This is a genomic window from Paenibacillus senegalensis JC66, from assembly GCF_000285515.1.
Taxonomy (GTDB): domain Bacteria; phylum Bacillota; class Bacilli; order Paenibacillales; family NBRC-103111; genus Paenibacillus_L; species Paenibacillus_L senegalensis.
Window position 1 is genome coordinate 1,155,363 of the sequence record NZ_HE610957.1, and the last position, 25,424, is coordinate 1,180,786.

Sequence of the window (25,424 nt, forward strand, 5' to 3'; positions counted from 1 at the left end):
GGCATAAACTCTTGGTTGTACAAGTAGTTTAGCCCTTCACTGCCCCGGCTGCAAGACCGCTTACAATGAAGCGCTGGGCTACTAAGGCAATAATTAGAACCGGTAGTGTAATGATGCAGGCCGCGGCCATGAGAGCTCCCCAATTTATTTCCGAGTACGACATAAAGTTAAATACCGCAACGGGAAGCGTCCTTGTCTTGTCCCCTGCCAAAATAATAGAGAACATGAAATTATTCCAAGAGAAGATGAAGGACAATAAAGACGAAGTAATAATTCCCGGGCCGGAGATCGGAAGCACAATTTTTAGAAACACTTGTGTGGGTGTGCATCCGTCGATCAGGCCGGACTGTTCAATTTCCGTTGGCAGCCCTTCAAAGAAAGAAATCATTACCCAAATGATAAAGGGGAGTCCAACGAGCATATGGCTCAAAATAAGCGAGCTATACGTGTCAACCATTCCTAATTGGGAGAACAGAATGAACCACGGAATTAAAAAAGTGATTCCCGGAATAATCCGTGCGATCAAAATAACAAGACCGAGTCCCTGCAGCCGGAAGCGGGCAATCGCATAAGCGGCAGGCAAACCGAGAAGAAGCGAGCCTATCGTCGAGCCTGCGGCCACAATAAAGCTGTTTAAGATGAATTTCAAAAAGTCATATTCGCTAAACACATTGGCATAATTTTGCCCGGTAGGCTTAAAAAGAAAGAAATGATCTGTCGACATGATCTGGGCCTGGGTCTTGAAAGAAGCCAGCAGCATCCAGAGAAAAGGAAAAGCGAAGCCGATTACGACCACGAAGGTAAGCACGCCCAGAATGAGCGATTTAATCTGTTTTTTCCGCTTCACGAGGACACCTCCAGACGTTTGCGCACGTAGATCATGAACAAAGTAAGGGCCATCACAATTGCAAAAAAGATGACAAGCAGGGATGAAGCCATACCCAGCTTGAAGTACTGGAAGCCGAGCGTGTAGCCATAAATATTAAGGGTCTCGGATTTCATGTTGGGCCCGCCTTGCGTAGTCGCATAGATGATGTCAAAAGTCTTTAATACATCGATCAGGCGCAGCATAACCGCCACAATGATGGTTGGCCTCAGAAGCGGCAGAGTCACGCTCCAAAACTTCTGCCAAGTAGTGGCTCCATCGACGTCAGCTGCCTCATATGGCTCCGTTGGCAGTGTGGCCAGCCCGGCCATGACAATTAAAGAGATCATGGGAGTCCACATCCAAACGTCTATAAGAATCAGTGACGGCATAACCTGTGCTGGAGAAGCAATCCAGAGCTGAGGGCTCAGTCCCAGCATCTTTAGCAGCGTATTCGCCGCGCCAATACTGGGTTCGTAGATTAGAAGCCATACCAGGCCCATCGCAACAGGGGTGGCAACCATCGGCAGTAAAAAAATAGTTTTGACCAGATTCTTACCATAAAATTCGCGGTGAAGCAGGAGAGCAATTGCTACACCGAGTACCGTCTGCACGATAAGAGCCCCAAAAGTGAACACAAAGGTTTGTTTTACCGTCACCCAGAAACGGCCGTCCGCGAGCAGAGCTGTATAATTATCCAGTCCCACCCACTTGGGAGGAGTTGTCGAGGACATGCTCCATTCAAAGAAACTGATTCGAACGGTATAGAGAATCGGGAATAGCATCATAAGAAGGACGAATAGTACAGCCGGCATGGTATAAATCCACTTTTGATGGCGGTCAAACCAGTTTGTTCGCAAGAATGCCCCCCCTTTCTTAGTTAGTCCCAAATAAATTCTTATTAATTCGGGATGGTTCTAGTAAGGGACGCGTCTACGGACGCATCCCTTTACCGCCAGCCTCTTATTGACCAGCTTCATTATCGATTAAAGCCTGGAATTCTTGATTGGCTTGCTCTGCCGCCTCTTGAATATCTTCACCGCTGATTGCGCGCTGTACGATAGTTCCGATAATATCACGTGCTTCGCCTACCGCATTAACCTGGGGCAGAGAATGGTCTACCCCTCCTTTTTGGGTTTCCATTGTTACCTCAGCCAATTCCTGGGGAAAAGCTACTGTACCTTCCGGGCTTTCCCAAACCGACAAGCGTGATCCCGGATTCCCCAGCTTCTGCGTTTCCAGCATAATCTCCTTGCTCGTTGCCCATTCGATGAACGCCCACGCAGCGTCTTTGTCAGCAGACTTGGCGTTCATCGCTATGCCCCATGAAGCGATATTGAACGGCTGGGACCCTGCGTCACCGGCCGGGAACACGGCATATCCGATCTGATCGGCGATTGTCGATTTCTCCGGGTCAGCTGCGTTGAGATAGATGGAGTTAACATCGGCGAAGAAAGCAGCCTGACCTTGAGCGAACACACCGATTGCTTGCGGCCAGGACATATTCAATACGCCCGGCGGACCGTAGTCCCTGAGAAGCGTTGCGTATGTGTCCATGCCTTTTATCGATTCCGGCGAATTTAGAATCGCCTTGCCGTCACGCATAAATTCCCCGCCCTCGGAGTACATAAAGGATGAAATCTGGGATACGAGTGCGGAGCGCTGCCCGCGTGCGGCAAAGCCGTAAATTTCGTTGGCCGGGTCATGCAGCTCACGAGCAGCTGCCAATAGCTCGTCCATCGTCTTAGGCACAGCAAGGTTTGCCTCTTCGAGCAAGTCTTTGCGGTAGTATAAAATATGCTGCTCCGTAATGGTCGGGATGCCGACCAGCTTTCCATCCACCCTGTTCGTACTGACTGAAGCTTTAGAGAAGTCTTCGAAATCATATTCCGGATTACGGTCGACGTATTCATCAAGCGGCTGAAGCCAGCCGTTATTGTAGAACTGCTTGGCATGCTGCAAAGGACTATACATAAACACATCGGGAGTGGAAGACCCGGATGTAAACTGAACAGTCAGCTTCTGCGACAATTGGTCTTCAAAGTAGCTTTGGACATCGACCTTCATTCCTGTCTCTTCCTCAAATTTCGGGATCAGCTCCTTAATCGCGTCACCCCAGGGATGATTTGCTGTAGCGATAGAAAGCTTCTTGCCCTGAAACGGCTTATCGGCTTCACCTGTTGTAGCGCCGCCAGAGCCTGGCTGCTCCCCACCTCCGCAAGCACTCAGCAGACTGGTCGTCAATATGGCAGTGAGAGCCGCTTTTGTCCAACTTTTTGTTCTTACTATCATTTTATTGACCTCCCCACTAATAGGATGGATTACGGGACTTGCCGTCAATTTTCACATCCGCACCCGTTACATCTAGAGTATAGGATCGGGCAATAGGGTTAAATAACGGACATTCAAGAACGATAACGAGCATTTAATGAAAAATAATATTGCTGACGGAGCGTAATTTTGTTTACTACTAGTCAAAGAAAGGCTGTCGAAAAGAGGGTAGTTCAGCCTGTATATCTAAAATAAGCAAGGGGCTGTCCAATAAGTCCCCAAAATAAATGGACGGAAAACCTTAATGTTTTCCGTCCATTTTTTTGTTTGTCTGTTTTCCCGGAAAGCAGTCAAGGCGGATAGCTGCCACTTTCAATAGATTGTGGGCTAATGCCACAATCCCAAACTCATCGTGAACCTTGTTCAGCCTCCAAGGGAACCGTCGGAAGGACCGCTTGCCCTTGAGGTGACCAAACACGCTCTCTACCTCCACTTTACGCCGAGCATAGATCGCAGACTTCTCTTCATCCTCTTCTCTTCATCCTCAAGGGCTCTTTTGGGCAAACAAAGCGATCCTCCTGCTCTTCATACGTCCAGTTGGAAGCGTGCCGGATGTCCTTCTTGTATCGTCTATCGTCGGGTTAATAAAACGCCCCGCATGATGAGCACTCTCCGGTAATCGTACCTCAAATCACATAACTTGTACGAAAATTCGTCTAGAACATTGGCTGCAGTTCCTTAATAGCTTAAAGCCTGCATTTGTACGATTTGTCATACAAATCTCGGGTAATCGCCCTTCAATCCCCTGCATTTGTACGATTTGTCATACAAATCTTGGGTAATTACCCTTCAATCCCCTGCATTTGTACGACGTTTCATACAAATCTCCGGGAATCGCCCGTCAACCCCATGCGTTTGTACGACATTTCGTACAAAACGGTACAAAACGCAGGCAACAAGCCCGCGCAGTCCTCGAACCCCGCGAACCTCGCCAACCTTGGCTAGTTTCATGCCGGAGTTGTGGCTGAGAATTCAATGGCATGACTGTTTTCGCATACACTTTCACATACGCTTTCACATACGCTTTCGCACACAATTTCGCATACACTTTCACATACGCTTTCGCACACAATTTCGCATACAATTTTCACATACACTTTCGCAGACATTTCGCCTGGGGGCCGCTGGCCTCGGGTTAGCTGCTTGGGGTTTGCTTATTCTAGCTATCGGGCTGAACGGCCACTTTTCGGACAGCCCCTTTAATTGCGGCGCCATATGGGAAAATAGACTGTCAGGACCGTCCCTTTGGTCACTATTCGCTAGACAATCGCAGCAGACTGCGGACTTGCTGTTTGATATCCAGCTCCTCATTCAGCTCTACCTGTTCACTGATTTCCATCAGCCGATGCCAGAGCATCAGCTGCGAGCTGTCCGGGGGGGCCTGCCGCAAGCGGTCTCTTACGGAAAGCAGCGTTTCTGACATCGGTGACAGCCCGCCATCGGCAAATTCGGCCAGGAAAGCTTCATGGGCAGGCAGCTGTCCTCCCGACTGCAGCAAGTCTCCCTGGGCCTCAGATTCCATCAGAAAAGCCAGCAGCTGTTTGGCAGCCTCCACTTTGTCAGGCTGGGAAGGAAGCAGCGCCATCCCTTTTGCATTCGCTGTATACCTGGCCTGTTGGGGTTCACCAAGCAAAGGAAGGGGCTGCCAAGCGAAGCTGAATTTGCCCCCAATGTATTGACTCAGCATAGGCAGCTTGCCCGAAGAGCTGATCAGCATAGCGACCTGGCCATTAACAAAGTCGCTCGCAGCCAGATGGTGCTGGAGCCGCTTCATAACCTGCTGCTCGCCAAAAACGAGCTCATGCCACAACAGAATAGCCTTCTCCCATCTTGCGTCTGAAAGGGCGGAGCCGTTATAAGAATTAGCCCAATTGATCAAATACCAGGGCACCTCTCTATCGACCGCCAGACCCCATTTTTCGCTTGAAGCATTTCCCCTGGGCGAAAGGGTCAGCTTTGAAGCGGCCTGCAGCATTCCGGCCGAGTCTTTAATGGCTGTTTCCTCAATCCCCGCCAGCTCGAGCAAATTCAAGTTATAATACACAACAGGAACTTCGCCGCCTAAGGGCATTGCCCATTGTCCTTCCTGATAAGCAAACGATGAGACCAAGGCAGGATGCAGCTGCCCCCAAAGCTCCTCTGTAAAATGCCGGGTGAGATCAAGCAGCATTCCGCTGTCGGCAAGCTGCGGAATTCCGTACATGCCGCTCACCTCAGCAAACTGCGGCGCGGCGTTGGCCGATATTGCCGCATTCAATTCATCAAACAGCTGTTCAGGAGAACGGAACGTCCTCACTTCAATATGGTATTCGGGATGCTTGCTTTCAAATTCGTTTATCCATTCCACATAGATAGGCGTGTATACCCAGCCTTCGATTGAAATAACGGGAGCGGATTCCTGGGGAACTGCGTTCCTGGACATGGACAAGACCCAGACGCCAACTCCGAGCAAAAAGACTGCAGCTAACAAAACGGAGGTCATTATTTTTTTTGGTAAAGTCATCATCCATGCTCCCCTTGTACAATGTGCGCTCCCTTTATAGTAGGTCAATCCGCCCAGCCTGTATACATTTTCGATACATTTTGAAGTGAACGCACGAGCAGAGCGGGGCTTTTATCCCCACTCTGCTCGTGTTGCTTCAATTTCGCGATTACACTTGGAATCTAATGCCTATGGCCCTGCCTGGCCGCTATACTTTCAGATCCTTGCCTCCCGTGAGCTTGTTGGCAATTAACAGCGACAACAGGGTCGAAACCGTCAAGATCGAAGCGAGCGCAGCTCCCGTTCCATAATTGGAGGTAAAGACCTCGCTATAGATGGTTACCGAAATTGTAGCCGTTGCTCCATAATACAAAACAAGTGTGGAGCTGAGCTCGTTAATCGTCGTTACCCAGCTAAGGATAGCCCCTGACAATACGCCCGGAATCATTAGCCTGCCGGTCGTTTTAAAGAACGTTTTTAGCGGGGGAACTCCTAAACTGATCGAGGCTTCCTCCACCCCGCGGTCCAAACCTTGCAGGATGGCCGTGCTCGAGCGTATCGTATACGGCAGCTTCCTGACCACATAGGCGATAACCAAGATAACCCAGGTTCCGGTCAATACGAGCGGCGCCTTGTTAAAGGCCAGAATCAAGCTGATCCCGAGCACCGTGCCCGGCATGACATAAGGGATCATAATCAGCCCGTCAAGCGTCGCGGTCCAATTCGATCTGCGGCGTACGAGTACGTATGCGAGCATCATACCGCCGACAATCATAATAACAATTGCAATTAAGGAGAAGGTATACGTATTAAAGATAGCTTTGGGCACCCGATACAGCACCTCCCGGTAGCTGTCGAGGCTGAAGCCTTTTTGGAATACCGGCCCGTTCGTTTTGATAAACGATGTCGTGATAACGGTAAGCTGGGGAATCATCGAAATCGATACCACCATGAGCGCACCCAGCGTCAACAAAAAACGGGGGCCTTTGCGCAATTGAACCACTTTAGGTGTGCGCATGCCGGACATGGCATAATTTTTTCTCGATACAAAATAACGCTGCATAAATAAAATGGCGGTGGAACATAGAATAAGCAGTACACTTAACGTACTGGCCATTGCCGGGTTTCCGCCCATCTCACTGATAAACTGCTCATACGCCAAAATCGGCAGTACTTTATAGCCTTGTCCGAGCAGCATCGGCGTACCGAAGTCAGCGAAGGAAGCCATGAACACCATTAACGCCCCTGCGGATAACGTTGGAAAAATCAGAGGCAGGGTGATGCTCAGCATTCTGCGGAAGCTGGAACGTCCCAAGCTCTCCGCCGCTTCTTCCAAAGAGGTGTCGATCGTTTTTAAAGCACCCGAAACATACAAATAAATATGTGGATAGAATTGCAGAGTAAATACAAACACAATACCTTTCCATCCATAAACGGAACCGAAAGGGATTCCGATGTCATTCAGAAACCGGGTAATAAATCCGTTGTTACCAAGCATTAAAATCCAAGAATAGGCTCCGATGAAAGGCGGAGACAGCAAAGACATGATAACAAGAATGTTAATTAATCCTTTAAAACGGATGTTGTAACGGGTTGTAATATAGGCCAGAGGCACACCGATCAAAATAGCAAAAACGGTAGCCAGCCCCGCAACCATAAAGCTGTTTAATAAAGCGCCGCGGAAATATTTTAAACGGAAAAAGTCATAATAGGTTTGCAGCGAAAGCTGGCCTTCCGCATTAAAGATACTGGAAATAAACAGACTAAACAGCGGATAGATCACAAACATGAAGAAAAAGATATAGCCGCCAAGAATGACAAAAGTCCAAAAATCCCATTTGCGGAATGTAAGCCGCTTACGCAGATCCTGCCCTGGCGTTGTCACGGTTTGCCCCACCGGAAAGCACCTCCTGCCCTGTGGAATCAAAGATGACTGCTTTTTTCAGGTTAAGGTCCACAGCTACTTTTTGATGCAGCTGCTTGAGATCACCGGGCTCAATCGAATGCTCTTGAGCATGAATGATTGTGCCGTCCTTCAGCTTGATGCTGTAGCTAACTTTTTCACCCAGGAACGTAACATCAGAAATTTCCCCTACCAGCTGACCCTGTCCCGACTGGACATCGTACAGCCCTATCCGTTCAGGCCGCATGGAAATTATGACAGAGCTTGGTACCCCGCGCTTCAACGTTACCGGCAGATCGGTTCCAGCCAAACGAAGTGCAGCTTGCCCCGAAGCCTTGTCGTACTGGGATACCGGCGCTTCAATAAAGTTCGAGGTGCCGATAAAGTTGGCCACAAAACGGTTTTCCGGGAAGGAGTAAATATTTTGCGGCGTGTCAATCTGTTGAATGATTCCGTCGCTCATGACAGCAATACGGTCGGAAACAGCCAGTGCCTCCTCCTGATCATGAGTGACATAGACCGTCGTAATGTTCAATTCTTTTTGCAGCATACGGATGTCCGAACGCATCTTGATTCTCAGCTTGGCATCCAGGTTGGATAAGGGCTCATCCATCAACAGCAAACCCGGGCGAATAACAATCGCTCTTGCCAGTGCGATCCGCTGCTGCTGGCCGCCGCTCATATTAGACGGAATCCGGTCACGCAAATGGCCGAGTTCCACCATTTCGAGCGCTTCCATCACTCTTCGTTCAATTTCCTTTTTATCCACCTTGCGGGCGCGAAGACCGTAGGCCACATTATCAAAAACAGTCAAATGCGGGAAAATCGCATAATTTTGAAATACCATCCCGATATTTCTTTTGTAGGTAGGCACCGTGTTGATTTTCTGATTCCCAAACCAGATATCTCCTTCTTCCTGCTGATAAAAGCCTGCAATGGTCCGTAAAAGCGTCGTTTTGCCGCATCCGCTAGGTCCCAGCAGTGTAAAAAACTCACCGGATTCGATAGTGAAGTGCACATCATTTACGGCCTTCGTTGTTCCGAAATACTTGGTTACATGATCAAATCTTACCGTTTGCACGATGCAGCCTCCTAACTGTCATTCCTAATCTTGAGCTTCAGTGATCATTTGATCTTCAGCTATAATCTTGAGCTTCTGCTGATCATTTGATCTTGATCCTGACTTTTGAATATAGACAAGGCGCCTTCCAGGTCAGCCTGTAACTTCAAACCGCCCTCAAGACGCCTGTCCAGCTAACTAACAATTACTTCGCAGTTTCTTCGTTCCTATATCCGGCGCAATCCGCCATCTGTTATACCCGGCCAGTTCAGGCTAATTTACTATTTCTGATCAGTTCCACCAGTCTATTATCCCTGACCTGTGCCGCAATTTATTATTCCTGGCCAGTTATGATTCGAGTGAACTTGGAAATCAATTCGTCCTTGTGAGAAGCGGACCAGTCAAAGTCGTAATCGACCAGCTTGATGTCCTCAATAGCCGGAATTCCTTCAATTGGCGCCGCATCCTTCCGTACAGAACGGCGGTTGAATTCGGTCTGAATCATAGGCTGAACATCGGTGCCCACGAGAAAATCGATAAACATTTTTGCCTCTTCCATATTTTTAGCGTCTTTAATAATGGCTGCGCCATCCGGTACGGCTGAGGTTCCTTCTTCGGGGTACATGATACCAACAGGCGCGCCGCCTTCAACATATCGCAGAGCAGCCTCTTCAAGTGTAACTCCTACAGGAAACTCCTTATCTGCAACACCTTTGTAAACCATACTGGAAGACGGAAGCAGCTTCCCGTCAATGTTCTCGATCAGCTTACGAACATAGTCCCAGCCGCCCTCATCCTCTTTGCCGAAAGCCGTCAGCATGGTAACCAGCTGAGTGTAGGAAGAGCCTGATTTAGCAGGGTCTACAAAAGCAATTTTGCCCTTCCACTTCTCATCCAGCAAATCCTCCCAGCTCTTCGGTGCATCGGCTTCATCCACTAAGTCTTTGTTATACATGATGACCATGGGCAATGCTGCAAAAGGCGTCCAATAATCGCCGCTGCCCACATATTCAGGAACAAGATTGTCGTATTCGGAAGTGCGGTAAGGCTCGAAATAGTCTTTATAAGCTTCCAGCGAATCAGCACCACCGGCCCAGAATACATCGCCCAGCGGGTTGCCTGCTTCAGCTTGAACCCTTTTCAGCATTTCTCCCGTACCCCCGGAGATTAATTGAACTTCAATGCCGGTGCGATCTTGAAACTCTTTAACAATCGGGTTATTCACTTCTGCTGCATTGGGTGAATAGACGGTTAGCCTGCCTTTTTTGGCACCCCCGCTGCTGCCTTCAGTTTCACTAGGACTGCCCCCAGTGGAAGAACCCCCATTTGAACCACCGCATCCCGCAAGCACCAAAGCGGTACTCAAGACGATTAGAAACACGGAAAGCCATTTGCTGTTTCTCATTTGTGTGTTAATCCCCTTTCCAATTCCATTATGATAACCTGTTTCTTCATTCACTATAAATCCATCCTGAAGCGCTTTCAATGTGACATTCTTGTGTAAAATGTTTAAAATATTGATCTTCCAAAATGCCCCATTCCAGCAGGTTGAGGTGAAATAAGTACCTGTCCCAAGTTTGATAAGCTTCCCATGCATAGTTCAATTGGTGTTACTATAGCGGATAATAACGCGGCGAATCGAGATCAATCCAGAAAAATTAAACGGCCTTAGTCCCTTGGAATTTAGGACTAAGACCGATAAACCTTCTATGCGGTTTTCCGCATATATTTCGCCTGTTTTTACCAGTTAAACGCTTCCAGGTGACTTTATGAAATGGTTTCACCCTCGGCTTTAATCATTTTTTTTCGGTAATCCGTTGGCGTTTCTCCTGTCACCTTACGGAAGATTTGACTAAAGTAGCGGGAATCCCTGTAGCCGACTTTCTCAGCCACCTCGTACATTTTCAAGCGCAGATCGGCGAGCAGCGGCTTTGCCTTATCGATGCGAAATTGAGTTAAATGCTCGAGAAAATTCCTGCCGGTCTGCTTTTTAAATAATCGGCAAAAATGCCCCTCGCTCATATGCAGCAGAGACGCCACCTCCTGAAGGGAAATCTCCTCAGCATAATGCTCCTCCAGAAAATCATCGATTTTATAAAAATCATACTTATCTTTAACGACAGTAACCCGGTCCGAGTCCAAGTCCGGGTCCTGATCCTCTGCTTCCTGTGTCAACTGCAGCACCTGCTGTTCCAGCTCTCTAAGGTGATTCATCAAGCTTCTTTCCTTATCCATTTCCAGCTTGGCGCTTTCCAGCGTTCTCACCAATTCCTCCGGATTTGTCGGTTTCAAAACATAGTCAAACGCTCCCAGCTTAACAGCTTGGCGAGCATACTCAAATTCGTTAAAGCCCGTCAAAAAAATAATTCTGACCTGCGGGTAGTGCTTGGCTACCTGAGAAGCCAAATCCAGTCCGTTCATTCCCGGCATGCGAATATCAGTGAGCACAATATCAGGAGCAGCGGACTCGATGAGTTCCCAGGCGGACAACCCATCGGCTGCTTCTCCGACAACCTCGCAGCCCAGCTCATCCCAGGGCAGTGTGGTTTTGATTCCTTCCCGGATCATATATTCGTCATCAGCTATGATGATACGATACATTGCTCTCGCCCTCCTTCACTTCCTCGATGACCGGGAGCTCGATGATGACCTTAGTCCCCACCCCCGGAGCGCTCTCTACCCGAAAAGAGGAATGTTCTTTAAAATAGAGCATCAGTCTTTTTCTTACGTTTTCCAATCCGATTCCCGTATTTTTGTGATGGACGGAATGGTATTCCCCCCGTAAAATCTGTTCAACTGTTCTGATATCCATTCCGATTCCATCATCTTCGATTGTAAATCGGATCTTATCACCAATTAACATCCCTTGAATCATTAGCTTCCCTTGACCAAGCTTCATCTCTAACCCATGGGTGACCGCGTTCTCGATAACCGGCTGCAAAAGCAGCTTTAATGTGTACAGTCGCTTGATTTCAGGCTGAATATCAATCGATACGCTAAACTTGTCCCGGTAACGCATCTGCTGGATGTTCAGATAGTTTTGGATCTGTCTAATATCCTCCTCCACCCGGATAAACACCCCGTCCTTGCTGATGCTGAATCTGAGCAATTCTCCCAATGACACAGCTGTACGGCTAATATCATCCAGCTTGTGAATGCGAGCCATCCAATTGATGGAATCAAGCGCGTTGTATAGAAAGTGGGGGTTGAACTGGGCGTGAACCGCTTTCAATTCCGCTTCTTGAACCCGTAGCTGCTTCTCATAAACCTCATTGATCAGCAGCTTGATTTGCCGCAGCATATTATTAAAGCTCTGGCCCAGCTGGCCAATCTCGTCCTCGCTGCGCGCTGGAAAGGTGACGTTCAAGTTACCTTCCTCCACGCGGCTCATCAGCGCCTTCAGCTTGCGTATAGGCCGGGTCAGCGTCCGGGAAAGCAGAAAAGCGATAATAAAGAATACGATGACTTCCAGAGCAATAACGATTAAGGTCAGATTTCGTATGCTTTGACTATCCTTCGTAATAGCCGCTACCGGTATTTTGTTAACCATTTTAAAGCCCGTCGTTTCCGATGTGTCATATACGACCATAAACTGCACCCCGTTAGGATCATTCCAGCGGAAATACCCCTTAGTTCCGCCGAGAACACTGGATAAAAAGCCATCTTCCAGACGGGTGCCGACTTCCTGCTTGGATGGGGTGCTGGATACGATATAGCCTCCCCTGTCCAACAACAGCACCTGTCCTCCCGGATATACCTGTGCCTTATTATATTTATCGGCAAGAGCCGGCTCCATAACATCAATAACAAGATAGCCAAGCGGCTCATTGGTTTCTATATTCTTAATAAGCCTCCCCAAGCTGATGACCGCCCCATAATCATCTGTCTTTTTGATGGTGTACTGGGTGTCCCAGGCGATGTTCCCATCGGCTAGTCCCGCTTTGCGGAACAACCCCCAGTTGGGATTAAAGCTGGAATAGGCTGTAGGCAGCAGATCGCCAGTAAAGTATCGGTCGCCATTTAAGCCAAGGAGATAAATTTGAATATCCCAGCTTTTAAATCCCAGGAAAGCATCAAGCACATTGCTGATGGTTTTACTGTCCTCATGCTTCTCCAGCAAGCTGCGCTCCTCAGGCTTTGCGAGAACGTCCTGAATATCCTGATTACTGTAGATGTACATGGACAGCTGCTCGATATCGCTCATAAAATAATTCAGCCCGTAATTCACTTGAGACAGGTTCTCCAGAACGGTCTGATAAACCTTTTGCTGGATAACCTCCGATGAACGATAATAGGAAAATGTGCCGAGCATAGTCAAGGGGATAAAGCAGAGCAGCAGAAACAGAACAATCAGCTTGTTCTGCAGCTTCATGTTGACGGCCCACTGGATAAAGCGGCTCACCTGCGCCCCCTCCTTGCTTGATGAAACCTTTTTTGTCGAATCGCCATTGCTTGCGAACTCATCATTATTATCGCAATCACCATTACTTCGAATCACCATTACTATAATGCATCCTCCGCGATCCGACAATGGAAAACGCTCCCCGTGCCAATTTCAGGAGCACGGGACGATCAGGCACCGATTGCAAAAAAACTTGAAAAAACCTCTAGCGAGGTCTTTCGAAGACGAGCGATCTCCAAGGCTTGCGCCAGCAAAACTACTTCGGAAGCATAACCTGTTTATCAATTAGGTTTTATGCGCAATTAGAATTTGCTCTTTCCGCCAAGCAAGGAAACTTATATTTTTAATTAGGGTAAACAAATCCCCGGGTTAACAGCACACCCGGGGACTCGATGGTTGGCAATAGGTTCTCGTGGATAAAACTGGGTTAATTTACCCTGTTCTTGCTTTCGCCCTGCAAAAAAGCGGCAAGATTGTCGGCAGCCATAGTCATCAAGCGTGATCTGGCTTCCGTGGTTGCCCAAGCTATATGAGGCGTAACAATGCAGCGATCCGCCGTTAATAGAGGGTTGGCAGGATCGGGAGGCTCGCTAGCGAGCACATCCACAGCAGCCCCGGCAATACTGCCTTCATTCAGCGCATCCGCCAAGTCCTGCTCGACCACCAGCTTTCCTCTCGCCGTATTAATTAGAAACGCCGAGCGTTTCATCTGCTGGAACGCCTCCCGATTCATCATTCCCTCGGTTTCGGCCGTGAGCGGACAATGCAGGCTGATCACATCCGAGGTCTGCAGAAGCTGGTCATGGCTCACGATTTCAATGCCATCCCTCTCAGTACCGGGCTCCGCTGAACGGCTTGTGCCGATCGTCCTCATGCCAAGAGCACGTGCAATGCTGGCGACTCGTCTGCCGATTCTTCCCGATCCGATAATGCCCATCGTTTTACCGTACAGCTCGACCAGAGTGGAATTCCAGTAGCAGAAATGCGGATAGCTGGCCCAATCTCCCCTGCGCACAGAATCACTGTGGCTGCCGGCACGATGGCACAGCTCCAGCAGCAGCGCAATCGTCATCTGTGCAGTGGAATATGTACCGTATTCAGGAATATTAGTCACAACGATACCTTGGCGCTTGGCCTCTGCAATGTCTACCACATCGTAGCCCGTGGCCAGCACTCCGATATATTTCAGCCCGGTAAGACGTTTTAGGACAGCGGCATTAAGCGGCGTTTTATTCGTAAAAATCACTTCGGCTCCGTCTACCCGTTCGACAATCTGCTCTTCATCCGTGCGGTCGTAGACCGTTAAAGAGCCAAGAGCCTCCAAAGGAGACCAGCTGATGTCTCCGGGGTTTAACGTATAGCCGTCCAGGACGACAATTTTCATACCGTTTTCATCGCCCATTCATGAATTTCATAGCCGCGGGCGCCGACTTTTACATAAGGATCCTGAATTACGATTCTTTGAATTTCCTCTACCGACTCCCCTTTATAAATGACCAGTCCCCCGCTTCCATCGAGGAATGGCCCCTTGGCAAACACCCGGCCTTCACGCTCCTGTTCCGCCAAAAAATCGAGATGCGCCTGGCGGTGCTCCTCACTCTTCTTTGAACTCAGCATAGGCAAAAATACAGCAAAATAACTCATATAAGATCCCTCCTGAATGAATTGCATCGGAAATAGAAGCCTGCGGCAACTATAGAAACCCCTTTCATTATACGCTAAATATCCCCGAACTCCAAAACTAAAGGCAAACGGTTCGGGCTGTTGTGGAATACAATGTGGTAATCCATTAGGAAAGGAGCATGCCCGTTGAACATTCAGCTCGCCTTAACCGGAGATCTGCTCGTACGCGAACCGATCATTCAGTCAGCACGGCTAGAGGACAAGGATGCCTACTCCTTTCACGCGCTGCTTGCCCCAATTGTCCCCTATTTACAGCAGGCGGACCTCACCATTGCCAACCTGGAAGTGACACTTGCTGGCAGAGAGGAGCACTATCTCAGACGGAATCCGGCCAACCGCTACCCGCAATTTAATTGCCCCGATGAATTGGCATCGGCGCTGCGCAAAGCCGGCCTCCATGTGCTCACTACAGCCAACAATCACTGCCTGGACCGGGGAGTTTCAGGCTTGCGGCGAACGCTCCGGGTACTCGACAAGCACGGGATAAAACATACAGGAACCAATGCCAAACGTCATCCATCCGGGGGCGGGGGGCCGGTTATCGTTACTGTCAAGGGGATTCGCATTGGCATCCTCTCCTACACAAGAGGCACCAATAGCATTGCATGCCCGTATCCGTGGATGGTTAACCGCATGAACCTGCAGCACATTCGCCGGGACTTGTACGCTCTAAGGCGCAAGGCCGACTTCTGCATTGTCGCTCTGCATCATGGCCCGGAGTACAGCCATATTCCTACTCAAGGGCAAAGACGCTGGGCGCGCAAGCTCATGAAATGGGGTGCTGATCTGGTGCTCGGCTCACATCCCCACGTTGTTCAGCCGGTTGTCTGGAATAGCAATGGCAAGTTGGCCGTGTATTCTTTGGGCAGCCTGATTTCTTCACGGCTGAAGAAAAACCCGCATACTATGGCGGGCGTTATCCTGCTGGTTCAGCTGCAGCAAATAAAGGACGGGAGAGTCGTTATCAAGCAGGTCAAACCCGTCCCGACCTGGGTGCACAAATCAAGCTCCGGGGAAGCAAAGCGCTATCAGGTGCTGCCGCTTGAGGATGCGCTGCAGGATGAGAATGACGCTTTCGAACCCGAAGAAAGAAAGCTCATGGAGCATATCCTCGATACCACACTCTCGATCATCGGCCCCCGTTCTTCCCTCTGAGGAAGGATGAAGAAGGGGACTAGGCCGATCGTTTGACCCGTACTTGCCCGGTCTTATCCTGCTCTATGGGAAGCCGCAGAATGACGGTGGTCCCCTCGCCTAGTTTACTGTAAATTTGCAAGTCGGCTTCCTTCCCGTAGTAGAGCTGGACACGAGTGAGCACATTGCGCAGCCCGAACAAATCCTGTACCGGATTCCGGGTCAGCAGATCGGCACGTCCTCCCGATGATTTCAGTTCTTTTTGGATGTACGCAAGCTTCTCCTCATCTATTCCTGCCCCGTCATCCTCTACTTTCAGTTGAAGAAAACCCTCCTCCAGCTCCGCGGCAATAAGCAGGCGACCCTCCCCTTGTTTCTTCTCCAGGCCGTGGAGCAGCGCGTTCTCTACGAGCGGCTGGAGAAGCAGCTTGTGAATATGAACCGGCCGGCATTCCTCAGCGATCTGGTATTCAACCGAAAAATGATCCAGAAACCTCAGCTGCTGAACCCGCAAATAATAATTTAAATGCTCTGCCGTTTCCGCGATAGAAAAGGTGTCCTGTCCTTTATTCAGGCTCAGGCGGAAAAACTTGGACAGATTCAACACCATCTCACTTATTTCACTGGCTTCATAATTTTTCGCCGTCCAGTAGATCGTGTCCAGAGTATTGTAAAGAAAATGCGGATTGATCTGCGACTGGAGAAATTTCAATTCTGTCTGTGACAGCCGCAGCTGCTGCTCGTAGTGATCCTGGATCAGATGCTTCTGGTCAGATATCATCCTGTTGAAGGAATCAACAAGGTAGCCGAGCTCGTCTTTACGTTGATTGGACAAGCGGACATCAAAGTTGCCCAGACGTATTTGCTTCATTCCGTAGATCAGGTTGGCTAAAGGGGCAGAGATATGCCGGAACAATGCCCATGAAATCCAAAGCGCCAGCAGGACGCTGATTCCGATAATAATATACGTAGACATCTCCAGTTGTTTGTTTTTCTCGTACAGTTCCTTCTCAGGCTGAACCAATAGCAGCGACCAGTTGGAAAATCTCGATTTGGCGCGAACGGTAAACATCGCTTCGTCATATTCTCGCAGATTGGCGATCTCAATTTCTTCGCTGTTTCCGTCCCAGTCCGGGACAAAATCAGCCTTTCCCGTCCCCGCAACTAATTGATTATCACTTGAGTAAAGATAAATATCAGCATTTTTGGACGGCAGCAGCGGAATCGTAAGCTCGATCAAAGTATCTTTTTTAACGGATAGAATCAAAATGTTAGGCTGTTTATCATCAGTGTAGTTATAAATATCAATCATTCGCAGCAAATAAATGTAATCCTCCTCAAAGGTGCCTCCCAAGGAATCAATGGAATCGCTTCCATCCGGAATGTAGTAAATTTTCCCCCCGCCCGCATCTATCGCTTTTTGAATGATTTCGTGGTCTCTGGCATTTTCGATCTTCTTGCCCCCGTAATCCGTCATGATCATCATCTCAGAGGGCGTGTGCAGGATAGAAATCCGCGATACTTTATGATTAATAAACGTAACATTCGTAATTTCCCGCATCATCATACTAAAATCAACGATCGACTGGGGAGTCAGCTCCTCCTCGGTTTTTTCCAGCAGTTGGATTAAATTCCGGTCAGTAGCTAGCAGGATCGAAAGCTCATCTACGGTTTGCATAGTCAGATCAATGTATTCCACTGCGGCAAGCAGCGCTCCTCTTGTCCTCTCCCCAGCCTCTTTCTTCAGAATCTGCTGAGAGCGTTCGTTGGTAAACAAGCTGACCAGTACCAAGGGAAGCAGGATCAGCAGGAAATACCATGTCAAACGCACCTGAATGTGCTGGGTAAAACGACTGTGCAATGCTTTTACCAGCCTAAGCATACTGCATCATTCCTCCACTTTAGCGCGGTACCATTCGTTTACCTCGGCGGTTATTTCATCCCCTCCCTCTGCCCTCCACCATTCGACAAACTCATCAAACTTGTCCAGCGGATAAGTGCCGACAACGATCTTAATGAAGGTTTCATCCTGCATTTTGCGCAGCTTGGCATTGTACTTGCCCATAGCCGGAGTGGGTGCGGCTTCGAACTGGTTGCGGATTAAGTGCTGATGAATCATTTGAATATTATCCCATAAGCGGAAATGCTCTCCCAGGGAGTCCAATCGCGCTTTCCCGATCTCAGGATTGATCACATCAGCGAGCGCCCCGTAAATCCCGCGGTACTGCTGACGGTTATGTTCTTGAAAATCACTTACCATGCGGCCGTTGTCCATCGACCATACTTCATTCTCAAACCCCAGTTTCAAGGTAAGCTGCCCTTCTCCGGCAATAAAATTGAGCAGCCGGATGACCCCGGCGGGATTAGTGCTGGCGGCAGGAACGATATTATAGGTGCGGACAAGAGAGGTGGAATAGGTACCGGAGTGACCGCCCGGACCGACCGGATAGGGCAGCGGTATCCACTGCGCCTGCGGGTCTTGGCGAACGTTTTTTTCGATCGGGTTTCGCGTGTCAAACCAAGCGGCGGAATATAGGCCTACCCTGCCATCGATCACCTTGTCTTCCAGGTTCCTCTGCTTGTTAAGCGGAAATTGCGGATCAAGCAAGCCTTCTTTGTATAAACGCGATAAAAATTCCAGTGCTTGCCGTGTTTCAGGCAAAATTCCGGAATATACGAGAACGCCGTCCCTTTCATACCAGGCGTCCTTTTGCGTACCAAAAGCGCCAAAAAACGGAGCTGTGCGGCCGAGATTCTCCGTTACGGACAAACCGAACGTATCGTCCAGCCCATTGCCGTCCGGATCTTGTTCGGCAAAGGCACGCATGACGTCTACATATTCCTCCAGGGTCGTCGGAATGTCCAGCTGCAGGCGGTCCAGCCAATCCTTACGGGCATAGATCAGCTCGGTTCCCTGTACCTCGTTCAAGCTCGGCACCGCATATATTTTGCCGTCCACCCGCACTTGGCTCCATGCTTCCTCCGGAATCAGGCGCTTTAATTCGGGACCGTACTCTTCCAAATAATCATCCAAAGGCATAAGCAAATTCTGCTTAACATAATTGGCGAATAAGGCCGTATCAGACGTATTGATCATATCAGGAAGCTGCCCAGAGGACATGATCAGATTAAGCTTATCTGTATAGCCTTCCAGTGGAGGGAGGGTGACCATGATCTCAAGTCCGGTATGCTTCTCAATATAATCAAGATAAGGGTTGTTATTCTCATCGAAGCCCTCCGGAAAGCTGAGACCCATGCTGTTAATGACAATGTGAAGCTGATTGGATTGATCCTCACCGGCCTCATGCGGTGATGCCGGACGTTTGACTGCATCCCACCAACAGGATGTTGTCAGCAGAACCAGTCCCCCCCATACAGCCAGACCGAACACAAATCGGACAGGGTATACCGCCATTCTCACATCCCCTTGCCTTTTAAAATCCGAGAGACCGGTCCAACCATTGCCGCTAAATTAAAGTGTAGATAAAAACTTAACAGCAGGATAGACGACTCTGATTGCTTCCATTGGTACTCTCATGACATTAAGGTGACTCCAAGCAATAACGATCATGATTGATCCTGCATTCAGCATTGCAGATGAATCGTTTTACCGTCAAGATGGAATTTAGCGGTTTGCTAAATTTCTTTTTCGCTAACCGTGGAGCAATCACTCCAATAATGCGAATATCCTCCCCGCATACCATTCATAAAAAAATATTGCGATGCCGATATTCCCTGATAGATCCAAGGATTGGCTGGCGAAAAGCTATCGATTTACTAGAAATAGTCATAAATTTTCATGTTGCTTATCGGCGTATTAGATTACAATAGAAAAGTAAGCGTTTTGTATAAATTCGATCTTGCTGGATGGTGAGGAAATCCTGGATTTATGCAAGCATGCTGAAGTACAAGCTTTGAAAGGAATAAGGAGGAGCTGGAATGAACAGAGAATTTCATGCTGACATCGTTATATTGGGTGGAGGTACGGGCGGATGTGCTGCAGCTTTAGCTGCTGCCAAGATGGGCAAATCCGTAATCATGACTGAGGAAACTTTATGGATTGGCGGACAACTGACTTCACAAGCTGTCCCTCCTGATGAGCACCCATGGATTGAATCCTTTGGCTGCACCCGCAGCTATAGACAATTTCGCGATGGAGTACGCAACTACTACAGAAACCATTTCCCTATGACGGCCAAGGCCCGGTCGATCAAGGATTGGAATCCGGGAACAGCTTCCGTCAGCCGGATTAGTCACGAGCCTCGTGCTGCATTAGCTGTGCTTACCCAAATGCTGGCTCCCTATGTACATAGCGGCCGCCTGACCATTCTTTCACGCTTTCAGGCGGAAAGTGCAGAGACAGACGGAGACTCTGTCCGTTCGGTTACCGTTAAGTCTCTGGATACGGGCGATCGCGTCACGCTTACTTCGCCTTACTTCCTGGACGCTACTGAATGCGGGGATATCCTCCCTCTGGCCAAGGTCGAATATGTTACCGGCTCCGAATCGAAGAACGAAACGGGCGAGCCTCATGCATTGGATGGAGATGCCGACCCGATGGATATGCAATCATTTACCCATTGTTTTGCAATGGATTATCATCCGGATGAAGATTACACAATCAGCAAGCCGGAGCAGTATGATTTTTGGAAGGAATACCAGGCAGACTTCTGGCCTGATAAACAGCTGAGCATGACCGGAGTTCGTCCGCATACGCTCGAGCCGGTCACTTACGATTTATTCCCGGGCGGAAGCAATTTCTCTTTATGGACTTACCGGCGGATCTTGGATAAAACCCATTTTGCCGAGGGTGCCTTTACCAGCGATATTACTCTTGTTAACTGGCCTGCCAATGATTATTGGCTGGGACCGATTATCGATGTGCCGGAAGAGGAGAAAAACAAGCATCTGCACAATGCCAAGCAACTCAGTTTGAGCTACCTGTATTGGCTGCAAACCGAAGCGCCGCGGCCTGATGGCAAAGCCGGGTATCCGGGGCTGAGACTCCGGCCCGATGTATGCGGAACCGAGGATGGTCTTGCCATGTATCCTTACATCCGCGAATCGAGAAGAATCAAAGCCGAGTTCACTGTACTGGAACAGCACCTGAGCTCTGATCTGCGGGATAAAGCCGAAGAATACCCGGATTCGGTCGGAATTGGCTGTTACCGAATCGACCTGCATCCGAGCACAGGACAAAGACATTATATTGACGTGTCCAGCCTGCCATTCCAAATTCCGCTCGGCAGCCTGCTGCCTGTTAGGGTAAACAATTTGCTTGCAGCTTGTAAAAATATCGGGGTAACCCATATTACTAACGGTTGTTATCGTCTGCATCCGGTAGAATGGAATATAGGTGAAGCGGCCGGTTATCTTGCTGCTTTCTGCTTGACCCAGGGAGTTCAGCCTAAAGAAGTGCGGGAGCGCAAGGATTTGCTTGAAGAGTTTCAAAAAGTGCTTGCTGCCGAAGGAATTGAGCTAGCCTGGCCGGTTACCTCCGCAGTATAATATTAGTTGGATCGCTTTATTACCACCTGAGGAGGCTGACCTATGGAAATCCGCTGTTTACTTACTAAGGCCGAGCTTGACGAAGCGGCACGGCTGTCTGATTCGATCTTCCGCGACCATGAACAGGTATCGATGCAGCAAGCATTCCCGGGTGTATTCTCGGAATCGCTTGGCCAATCCTTCGGTGCGTTCGATAATGGCAAAATGGTTGCTTTTATGGGACTCGTCCCTACGATAATCCGCCTGGGCCCTGCCAGCCTTAGGGTCTATTCCCTCGGTTCAGTCTGCACAGACGAGAATTACCGGGGAAAAGGAATTGCCAGCGAACTGCTTGATGCGGTGCTGCAGCAAATCGGCCAGGCCGGTGCTTCGCTGCTGCTTGTGTCGGGAGCACGCTCGCTTTATACTCGCGCCGGCTGCAGAACCTATGGCCAGGTCGAATATTATCAATGGGACCGCGGCAACGGAGTTTCCTTCCAGACGGGGCAGCTTCCCCAAGGAGCCCAGCTGCGTGAATGGCAATCGACCGATTGGTTCCAGCTGCACGCCTTGGCATCTAACCGTGAGGTACGCTTTGATCATAATTTGTCTGAACTGGCTCAATTAATTCACTGCGAAGCTTTCAGCAGCTGCGTCAAGCTTAAGCATAAGGTTGTCGTAGCTGAGAAAGACGGTCAGATCGTCACCTTTGCGGTAGTCGGCGTACCTGCGGCCGCAGCACCTAAACGTCCGCCTCTCTTGATTGAATGGGCAGGCGATGCGGCTTGTATGCCGGCATTGCTGAACTTTGCAGCCGATACTTATACACTAGACAAGCTGCTCATCCCTGTACCATGGCATGAGCAGAAGCTGGCCCTAGCTCTTCAAGGACTGCCTGTCGAGCAGAAGAAAGCAACCGGAACCGTATTGGTCGCTTCTCCGGAACGTCTGCTGGAACAGCTTGCCCCTTACCTGCAAGCCAAAGATGCCTCAGCATTCGCTTCCCTGGCTTTTGCCCGGGAGGGAGAAGACGCCATCGGCGTTACATTTAAGGATAAATCCTGCACGCTTACCGTAACGGAATTTATCTCTCTGTTATTTGATCCCGGCCATCCGGAGCTTGATGAACCGGAGCTTACAGAAGCGCTGAAAACTTTATTTCCGCTTCCGCTTCCTTATGATGCCGGACTTAATTATGTATAAACTAGAGCGGGCCGATGAAGGAAATTCCTTTATCGGCCCATACTTATAGTGAAAGACGATATCTTCCGGAGGAGGGAAACTATGCAGTTTATTGACAATCAGGGCATTACCGATCCCCGCATCAATTTGGCTCTCGAAGAGTATGCGCTGAAGCAGCTGCCCACAGATGACGACTACCTGCTTTTTTATATTAACGAACCATCCATCATTATTGGAAAAAACCAGAATACGGCCGAAGAAATCAACGCCGATTATGTGCAGGCAAACCATATTCACGTTGTTCGCAGGCTGTCTGGCGGCGGTGCCGTCTATCATGATCTCGGAAATCTTAACTTCAGCTTCATCACGAATGATGACGGCAAGTCGTTTCAAAATTTCCGCAAGTTTACTGAGCCAGTAGTCAAAGCCCTCAAAAAGATGGGGGTTGAAGCTAATTTGACAGGCAGGAATGACCTGCAAATCGGCGAACGGAAAATTTCGGGCAATGCCCAATACTCCAGCAAAGGACGCATGTTTAGTCACGGAACGTTATTATTCCAGTCGGAAGTGGAGCATATTGTTTCCGCTCTGAAAGCCAACTCCGAAAAAATGCGTTCCAAAGGAATAAAGTCGATTCGCAGCCGGGTCGCCAACATTGCAGATTATTTGCCGGAGCCAATGACTATCGAGCAATTCCGGCAACAGTTGCTGGAATCTATATTTGAGGGCAAAGACATTGTGAAGTATCCATTAACTGAGAATGACTGGGCGCAGGTACACGAATTAGCGAAAACCCGGTACAGCAGCTGGGACTGGAATTACGGCAAATCCCCCAAAGCGAATTTTAAGCAGTCGCGCCGCTTTGACGGGGTTGGGACGGTGGAGGTTCGCTTGAACATCGAGGAAGGCAAAATTAAACAAGCCAAACTGTACGGCGACTTTCTCGGCCAGCACGAGATTTCCGAGCTGGAGGAAGCCCTGATCGGAGTTCCCTACGATAAAGAGGCGGTCTCCGGTGTGCTTAACGAAAAAGGAGCCCCCAGCTATATTGGGCGGCTGGACACTCCTTCTCTGCTCTCCCTCTTTTTTGAGTAAAATAAACCATGATACGAGTACAGTCAGCCGCTATCCTAACGAGCTCCCTTTAATTTCGCCGGGAGTTACTCCCCAATATTTGCGAAATACCCGCGTAAAATAGCTCACATCCCGATATCCGGCCATTCTGGCGGCGTCATACACTTTGGCGCCGTCCAGCAAATGCCTTTTGGCACTCTCCATCTTTCTCTCCAGCACATACGAAGAAAAGGATTGGCCCATCTCTTGTTTGAACAAGCGGCTGAGATAAGAGGAATTGACAAACATGCGGTCTGCGACCATATGCAGCGAAAGCTCTTGATCCATCTCCTTTTCCACCAATTGCAGGATTTCCCGCACCAGCTTGTGGCTCGTAGTCTTCCTCTGTTTTTGCTGATAGGCTAAGTAGCTTTGCGTAACCCTGTGCATCCATTGATTGATTTGTTCCTTGGTGACAAGCAAATGCGGCTCATAGAAGTAATCCCCGGCATCCCCCGCAACTTCCTGCACGGTCCAGCCCTGCTGATGAATCAAACGGACAAATAAACTGCTTAAATAAAGCTTGTGCTCGCGAATTTCTTCCAAGGAACCGGCCTGTGCGAGCCCTTTATGCCATATTTGCCGGAGCGCCTCAACGACTCTCTCTTCATCTCCGGTTTCCAGAGCAATTTCCAGCTCCTTCTCAAAAGTCGGTTCCAGAGCCATAGATGCTTTGCGGTCGGTTTCTTCCCGGTACGGAATAACCAGGTCATGACCATACACAATCCTTTCCTGCAGTGCCATTCTCGCCTGCCGGTACAGCTTGGCAACCGCCTCCTTCTGGGTCGTCGTGCTGCTGATGCCCGCACTCGCTGTAACCTTCAGACATTCCTTCACAATAAATAAAAGCTTGCCGACTAGCGTGTGGAGATGCAAAGCAAACTCCTGGTCCGATTGATCGGACGGGGAGGCAAATACGAGGACGGTGGAATCAGAAGCATCCGAACATACCCAGGCCGTTTGCCGCTCCAGAAACTCCTTGCTTATACTTTTCAGGGAAAAGTTAAGCAGAGGCGCGTCTTGCGCTTTAAAGCGGGCATTCGTTTCCGAAAGCGGGTCCATCTCAACAACCGCCACCGCATAATGCTCCTTCTCAGCAAGATTGATGTGTACATCCTTGCTTTTTTCAACAATTTCCCAATCCGCATATTTTCCATACAGCCAATTTTGCAAAAACATCTCTTGAATATGCGGCAAATGCTGACTCCATTTGTGCTGCAGCTGAAGCTGGTTGTGACGGGACTCCATCTCTCGCCGAATCATCTCCGCGGCTTGCAGTACTGCATCCAAAATTTCAGTATCTCCAGCCGGCTTTAACAGGTATTTACATACGCCAAGCTCCAGTGCAGACTGGGCAAAAGCAAAATTATCGTGGCCGCTTAAGACGATGCACTTAATATACGGATCTTTTTCTAAAATTTTGCGGGCCAGCGTTAGGCCATCCATTTCCGGCATTTGGATGTCCAGCAGCAGGACGTCCGGTTTTTTACGGTCAAACAAAAGCAAGGCCTCCTCGCCGTTAGCTGCCAAGCCTACCAGCTCAATGCCGTTTTCCTCCCAAGGAATATTATTCGCCAGACTGTTGCGCAGCCTGGCTTCATCCTCGACGATCATCAAATTCATTACTCTAACCTCCTTTTCGTGTCTACAGAACGATTCCGCAGCTCGGCTGCATTTTTTCCCCTCCCTTCCAGGTGTCTACTAATGTTATTCTCGTTGATAGTGATATCTCCTCTCCCGCATCCTGTTAACCGATTTTCAGCCTGTATTTGCCGGGGATTG

Annotated in this window: 18 protein-coding genes and 1 pseudogene; 4 read left to right on the plus strand and 15 right to left on the minus strand. The window is 49.2% G+C overall.

What is annotated here, in order from left to right:
- Window positions 1–28: 28 nt before the first annotated feature.
- The 12 genes and pseudogenes from PSHG_RS05465 to PSHG_RS05525 form a co-directional block, all read right to left on the minus strand.
- Complete coding sequence (locus PSHG_RS05465; protein WP_010270542.1) at window positions 29–847, minus strand: carbohydrate ABC transporter permease; 819 nt, start codon at window positions 845–847, stop codon at window positions 29–31.
- On the minus strand, window positions 844–1,725 hold the full coding sequence (locus PSHG_RS05470) for a carbohydrate ABC transporter permease (protein ID WP_010270544.1): 882 nt from the start codon (window positions 1,723–1,725) through the stop codon (window positions 844–846). The genes PSHG_RS05465 and PSHG_RS05470 overlap by 4 nt, the downstream gene beginning before the upstream one ends.
- Before the next feature lie 103 nt (window positions 1,726–1,828).
- A complete protein-coding gene (locus PSHG_RS05475; RefSeq protein ID WP_010270547.1) occupies window positions 1,829–3,157 on the minus strand; it encodes an ABC transporter substrate-binding protein in 1,329 nt (442 codons plus the stop codon).
- Between the two features lie 280 nt (window positions 3,158–3,437).
- Window positions 3,438–3,656 (minus strand): annotated as a pseudogene (locus tag PSHG_RS31945) (transposase); the annotation flags it as partial.
- A gap of 792 nt (window positions 3,657–4,448) precedes the next feature.
- Complete coding sequence (locus tag PSHG_RS05490; protein WP_026021197.1) at window positions 4,449–5,702, minus strand: ABC transporter substrate-binding protein; 1,254 nt, start codon at window positions 5,700–5,702, stop codon at window positions 4,449–4,451.
- Between the two features lie 184 nt (window positions 5,703–5,886).
- Window positions 5,887–7,575, minus strand: a complete 1,689-nt coding sequence (locus PSHG_RS05495; RefSeq protein ID WP_010270558.1) for an ABC transporter permease — start codon at window positions 7,573–7,575, stop codon at window positions 5,887–5,889.
- Window positions 7,535–8,662, minus strand: coding sequence for an ABC transporter ATP-binding protein (locus PSHG_RS05500; protein WP_010270561.1), 1,128 nt, complete (start codon window positions 8,660–8,662; stop codon window positions 7,535–7,537). Before PSHG_RS05500 ends, PSHG_RS05495 begins: the two co-directional genes overlap by 41 nt.
- Before the next feature lie 313 nt (window positions 8,663–8,975).
- Window positions 8,976–10,100 (minus strand): ABC transporter substrate-binding protein, encoded by a 1,125-nt coding sequence (locus PSHG_RS05505; protein WP_010270565.1) that lies wholly within the window; start codon window positions 10,098–10,100, stop codon window positions 8,976–8,978.
- A 308-nt stretch (window positions 10,101–10,408) separates the two neighbouring features.
- Window positions 10,409–11,242, minus strand: a complete 834-nt coding sequence (locus tag PSHG_RS05510; RefSeq protein ID WP_010270568.1) for a response regulator transcription factor — start codon at window positions 11,240–11,242, stop codon at window positions 10,409–10,411.
- Window positions 11,220–13,043, minus strand: a complete 1,824-nt coding sequence (locus PSHG_RS05515; protein WP_235782011.1) for a cache domain-containing sensor histidine kinase — start codon at window positions 13,041–13,043, stop codon at window positions 11,220–11,222. Before PSHG_RS05515 ends, PSHG_RS05510 begins: the two co-directional genes overlap by 23 nt.
- 427 nt (window positions 13,044–13,470) lie before the next feature.
- A complete protein-coding gene (locus tag PSHG_RS05520) occupies window positions 13,471–14,427 on the minus strand; it encodes a D-2-hydroxyacid dehydrogenase (RefSeq protein ID WP_010270574.1) in 957 nt (318 codons plus the stop codon).
- Window positions 14,424–14,687, minus strand: coding sequence for a YciI family protein (locus PSHG_RS05525; RefSeq protein WP_010270576.1), 264 nt, complete (start codon window positions 14,685–14,687; stop codon window positions 14,424–14,426). Before PSHG_RS05525 ends, PSHG_RS05520 begins: the two co-directional genes overlap by 4 nt.
- Window positions 14,688–14,852: 165 nt before the next feature.
- On the opposite strand from PSHG_RS05525, the gene PSHG_RS26655 reads away from it, so the two are divergent.
- A complete protein-coding gene (locus tag PSHG_RS26655) occupies window positions 14,853–15,881 on the plus strand; it encodes a CapA family protein (protein ID WP_010270580.1) in 1,029 nt (342 codons plus the stop codon).
- Between the two features lie 19 nt (window positions 15,882–15,900).
- On the opposite strand, the gene PSHG_RS05535 is transcribed toward PSHG_RS26655, so the two are convergent.
- Window positions 15,901–17,742 (minus strand): cache domain-containing sensor histidine kinase, encoded by a 1,842-nt coding sequence (locus PSHG_RS05535; protein ID WP_010270582.1) that lies wholly within the window; start codon window positions 17,740–17,742, stop codon window positions 15,901–15,903.
- Between the two features lie 6 nt (window positions 17,743–17,748).
- Window positions 17,749–19,275: an extracellular solute-binding protein gene (locus PSHG_RS05540; protein WP_010270585.1), complete on the minus strand. Its 1,527-nt coding sequence runs from the start codon at window positions 19,273–19,275 to the stop codon at window positions 17,749–17,751.
- Window positions 19,276–19,799: 524 nt separating this feature from the next.
- On the opposite strand from PSHG_RS05540, the gene PSHG_RS05545 reads away from it, so the two are divergent.
- The 3 genes from PSHG_RS05545 to PSHG_RS05555 all read left to right on the plus strand — a co-directional run bounded on the left by PSHG_RS05545 (window position 19,800) and on the right by PSHG_RS05555 (window position 23,624).
- Window positions 19,800–21,368: an FAD-dependent oxidoreductase gene (locus tag PSHG_RS05545; protein WP_010270587.1), complete on the plus strand. Its 1,569-nt coding sequence runs from the start codon at window positions 19,800–19,802 to the stop codon at window positions 21,366–21,368.
- A 42-nt stretch (window positions 21,369–21,410) separates the two neighbouring features.
- Window positions 21,411–22,550, plus strand: coding sequence for a GNAT family N-acetyltransferase (locus PSHG_RS05550; protein ID WP_010270590.1), 1,140 nt, complete (start codon window positions 21,411–21,413; stop codon window positions 22,548–22,550).
- Window positions 22,551–22,631: 81 nt separating this feature from the next.
- Window positions 22,632–23,624 carry a lipoate--protein ligase gene (locus PSHG_RS05555; protein WP_010270591.1) on the plus strand — a complete coding sequence of 331 codons (993 nt, stop codon included), beginning with the start codon at window positions 22,632–22,634 and terminating at the stop codon, window positions 23,622–23,624.
- 30 nt (window positions 23,625–23,654) lie between these two features.
- On the opposite strand, the gene PSHG_RS05560 is transcribed toward PSHG_RS05555, so the two are convergent.
- Window positions 23,655–25,265, minus strand: a complete 1,611-nt coding sequence (locus PSHG_RS05560) for a response regulator (protein ID WP_010270593.1) — start codon at window positions 25,263–25,265, stop codon at window positions 23,655–23,657.
- Window positions 25,266–25,424: the final 159 nt, after the last annotated feature.

Excerpts from the sequence above, each read along its gene's own strand:
- PSHG_RS05525 (WP_010270576.1), bottom strand. The coding sequence starts at position 14,687 with ATGAGTTATTTTGCTGTATTTTTGCCTATGCTGAGTTCAAAGAAGAGT.
- PSHG_RS05535 (WP_010270582.1), bottom strand. The coding sequence starts at position 17,742 with ATGCTTAGGCTGGTAAAAGCATTGCACAGTCGTTTTACCCAGCACATT.
- PSHG_RS05545 (WP_010270587.1), top strand. The coding sequence starts at position 19,800 with ATGAACAGAGAATTTCATGCTGACATCGTTATATTGGGTGGAGGTACG.
- PSHG_RS05560 (WP_010270593.1), bottom strand. The coding sequence starts at position 25,265 with ATGAATTTGATGATCGTCGAGGATGAAGCCAGGCTGCGCAACAGTCTG.
- PSHG_RS05490 (WP_026021197.1), bottom strand. The coding sequence starts at position 5,702 with ATGATGACTTTACCAAAAAAAATAATGACCTCCGTTTTGTTAGCTGCA.
- PSHG_RS05520 (WP_010270574.1), bottom strand. The coding sequence starts at position 14,427 with ATGAAAATTGTCGTCCTGGACGGCTATACGTTAAACCCCGGAGACATC.
- PSHG_RS05555 (WP_010270591.1), top strand. The coding sequence starts at position 22,632 with ATGCAGTTTATTGACAATCAGGGCATTACCGATCCCCGCATCAATTTG.
- PSHG_RS05550 (WP_010270590.1), top strand. The coding sequence starts at position 21,411 with ATGGAAATCCGCTGTTTACTTACTAAGGCCGAGCTTGACGAAGCGGCA.
- PSHG_RS05510 (WP_010270568.1), bottom strand. The coding sequence starts at position 11,242 with ATGTATCGTATCATCATAGCTGATGACGAATATATGATCCGGGAAGGA.
- PSHG_RS05540 (WP_010270585.1), bottom strand. The coding sequence starts at position 19,275 with ATGGCGGTATACCCTGTCCGATTTGTGTTCGGTCTGGCTGTATGGGGG.
- PSHG_RS05475 (WP_010270547.1), bottom strand. The coding sequence starts at position 3,157 with ATGATAGTAAGAACAAAAAGTTGGACAAAAGCGGCTCTCACTGCCATA.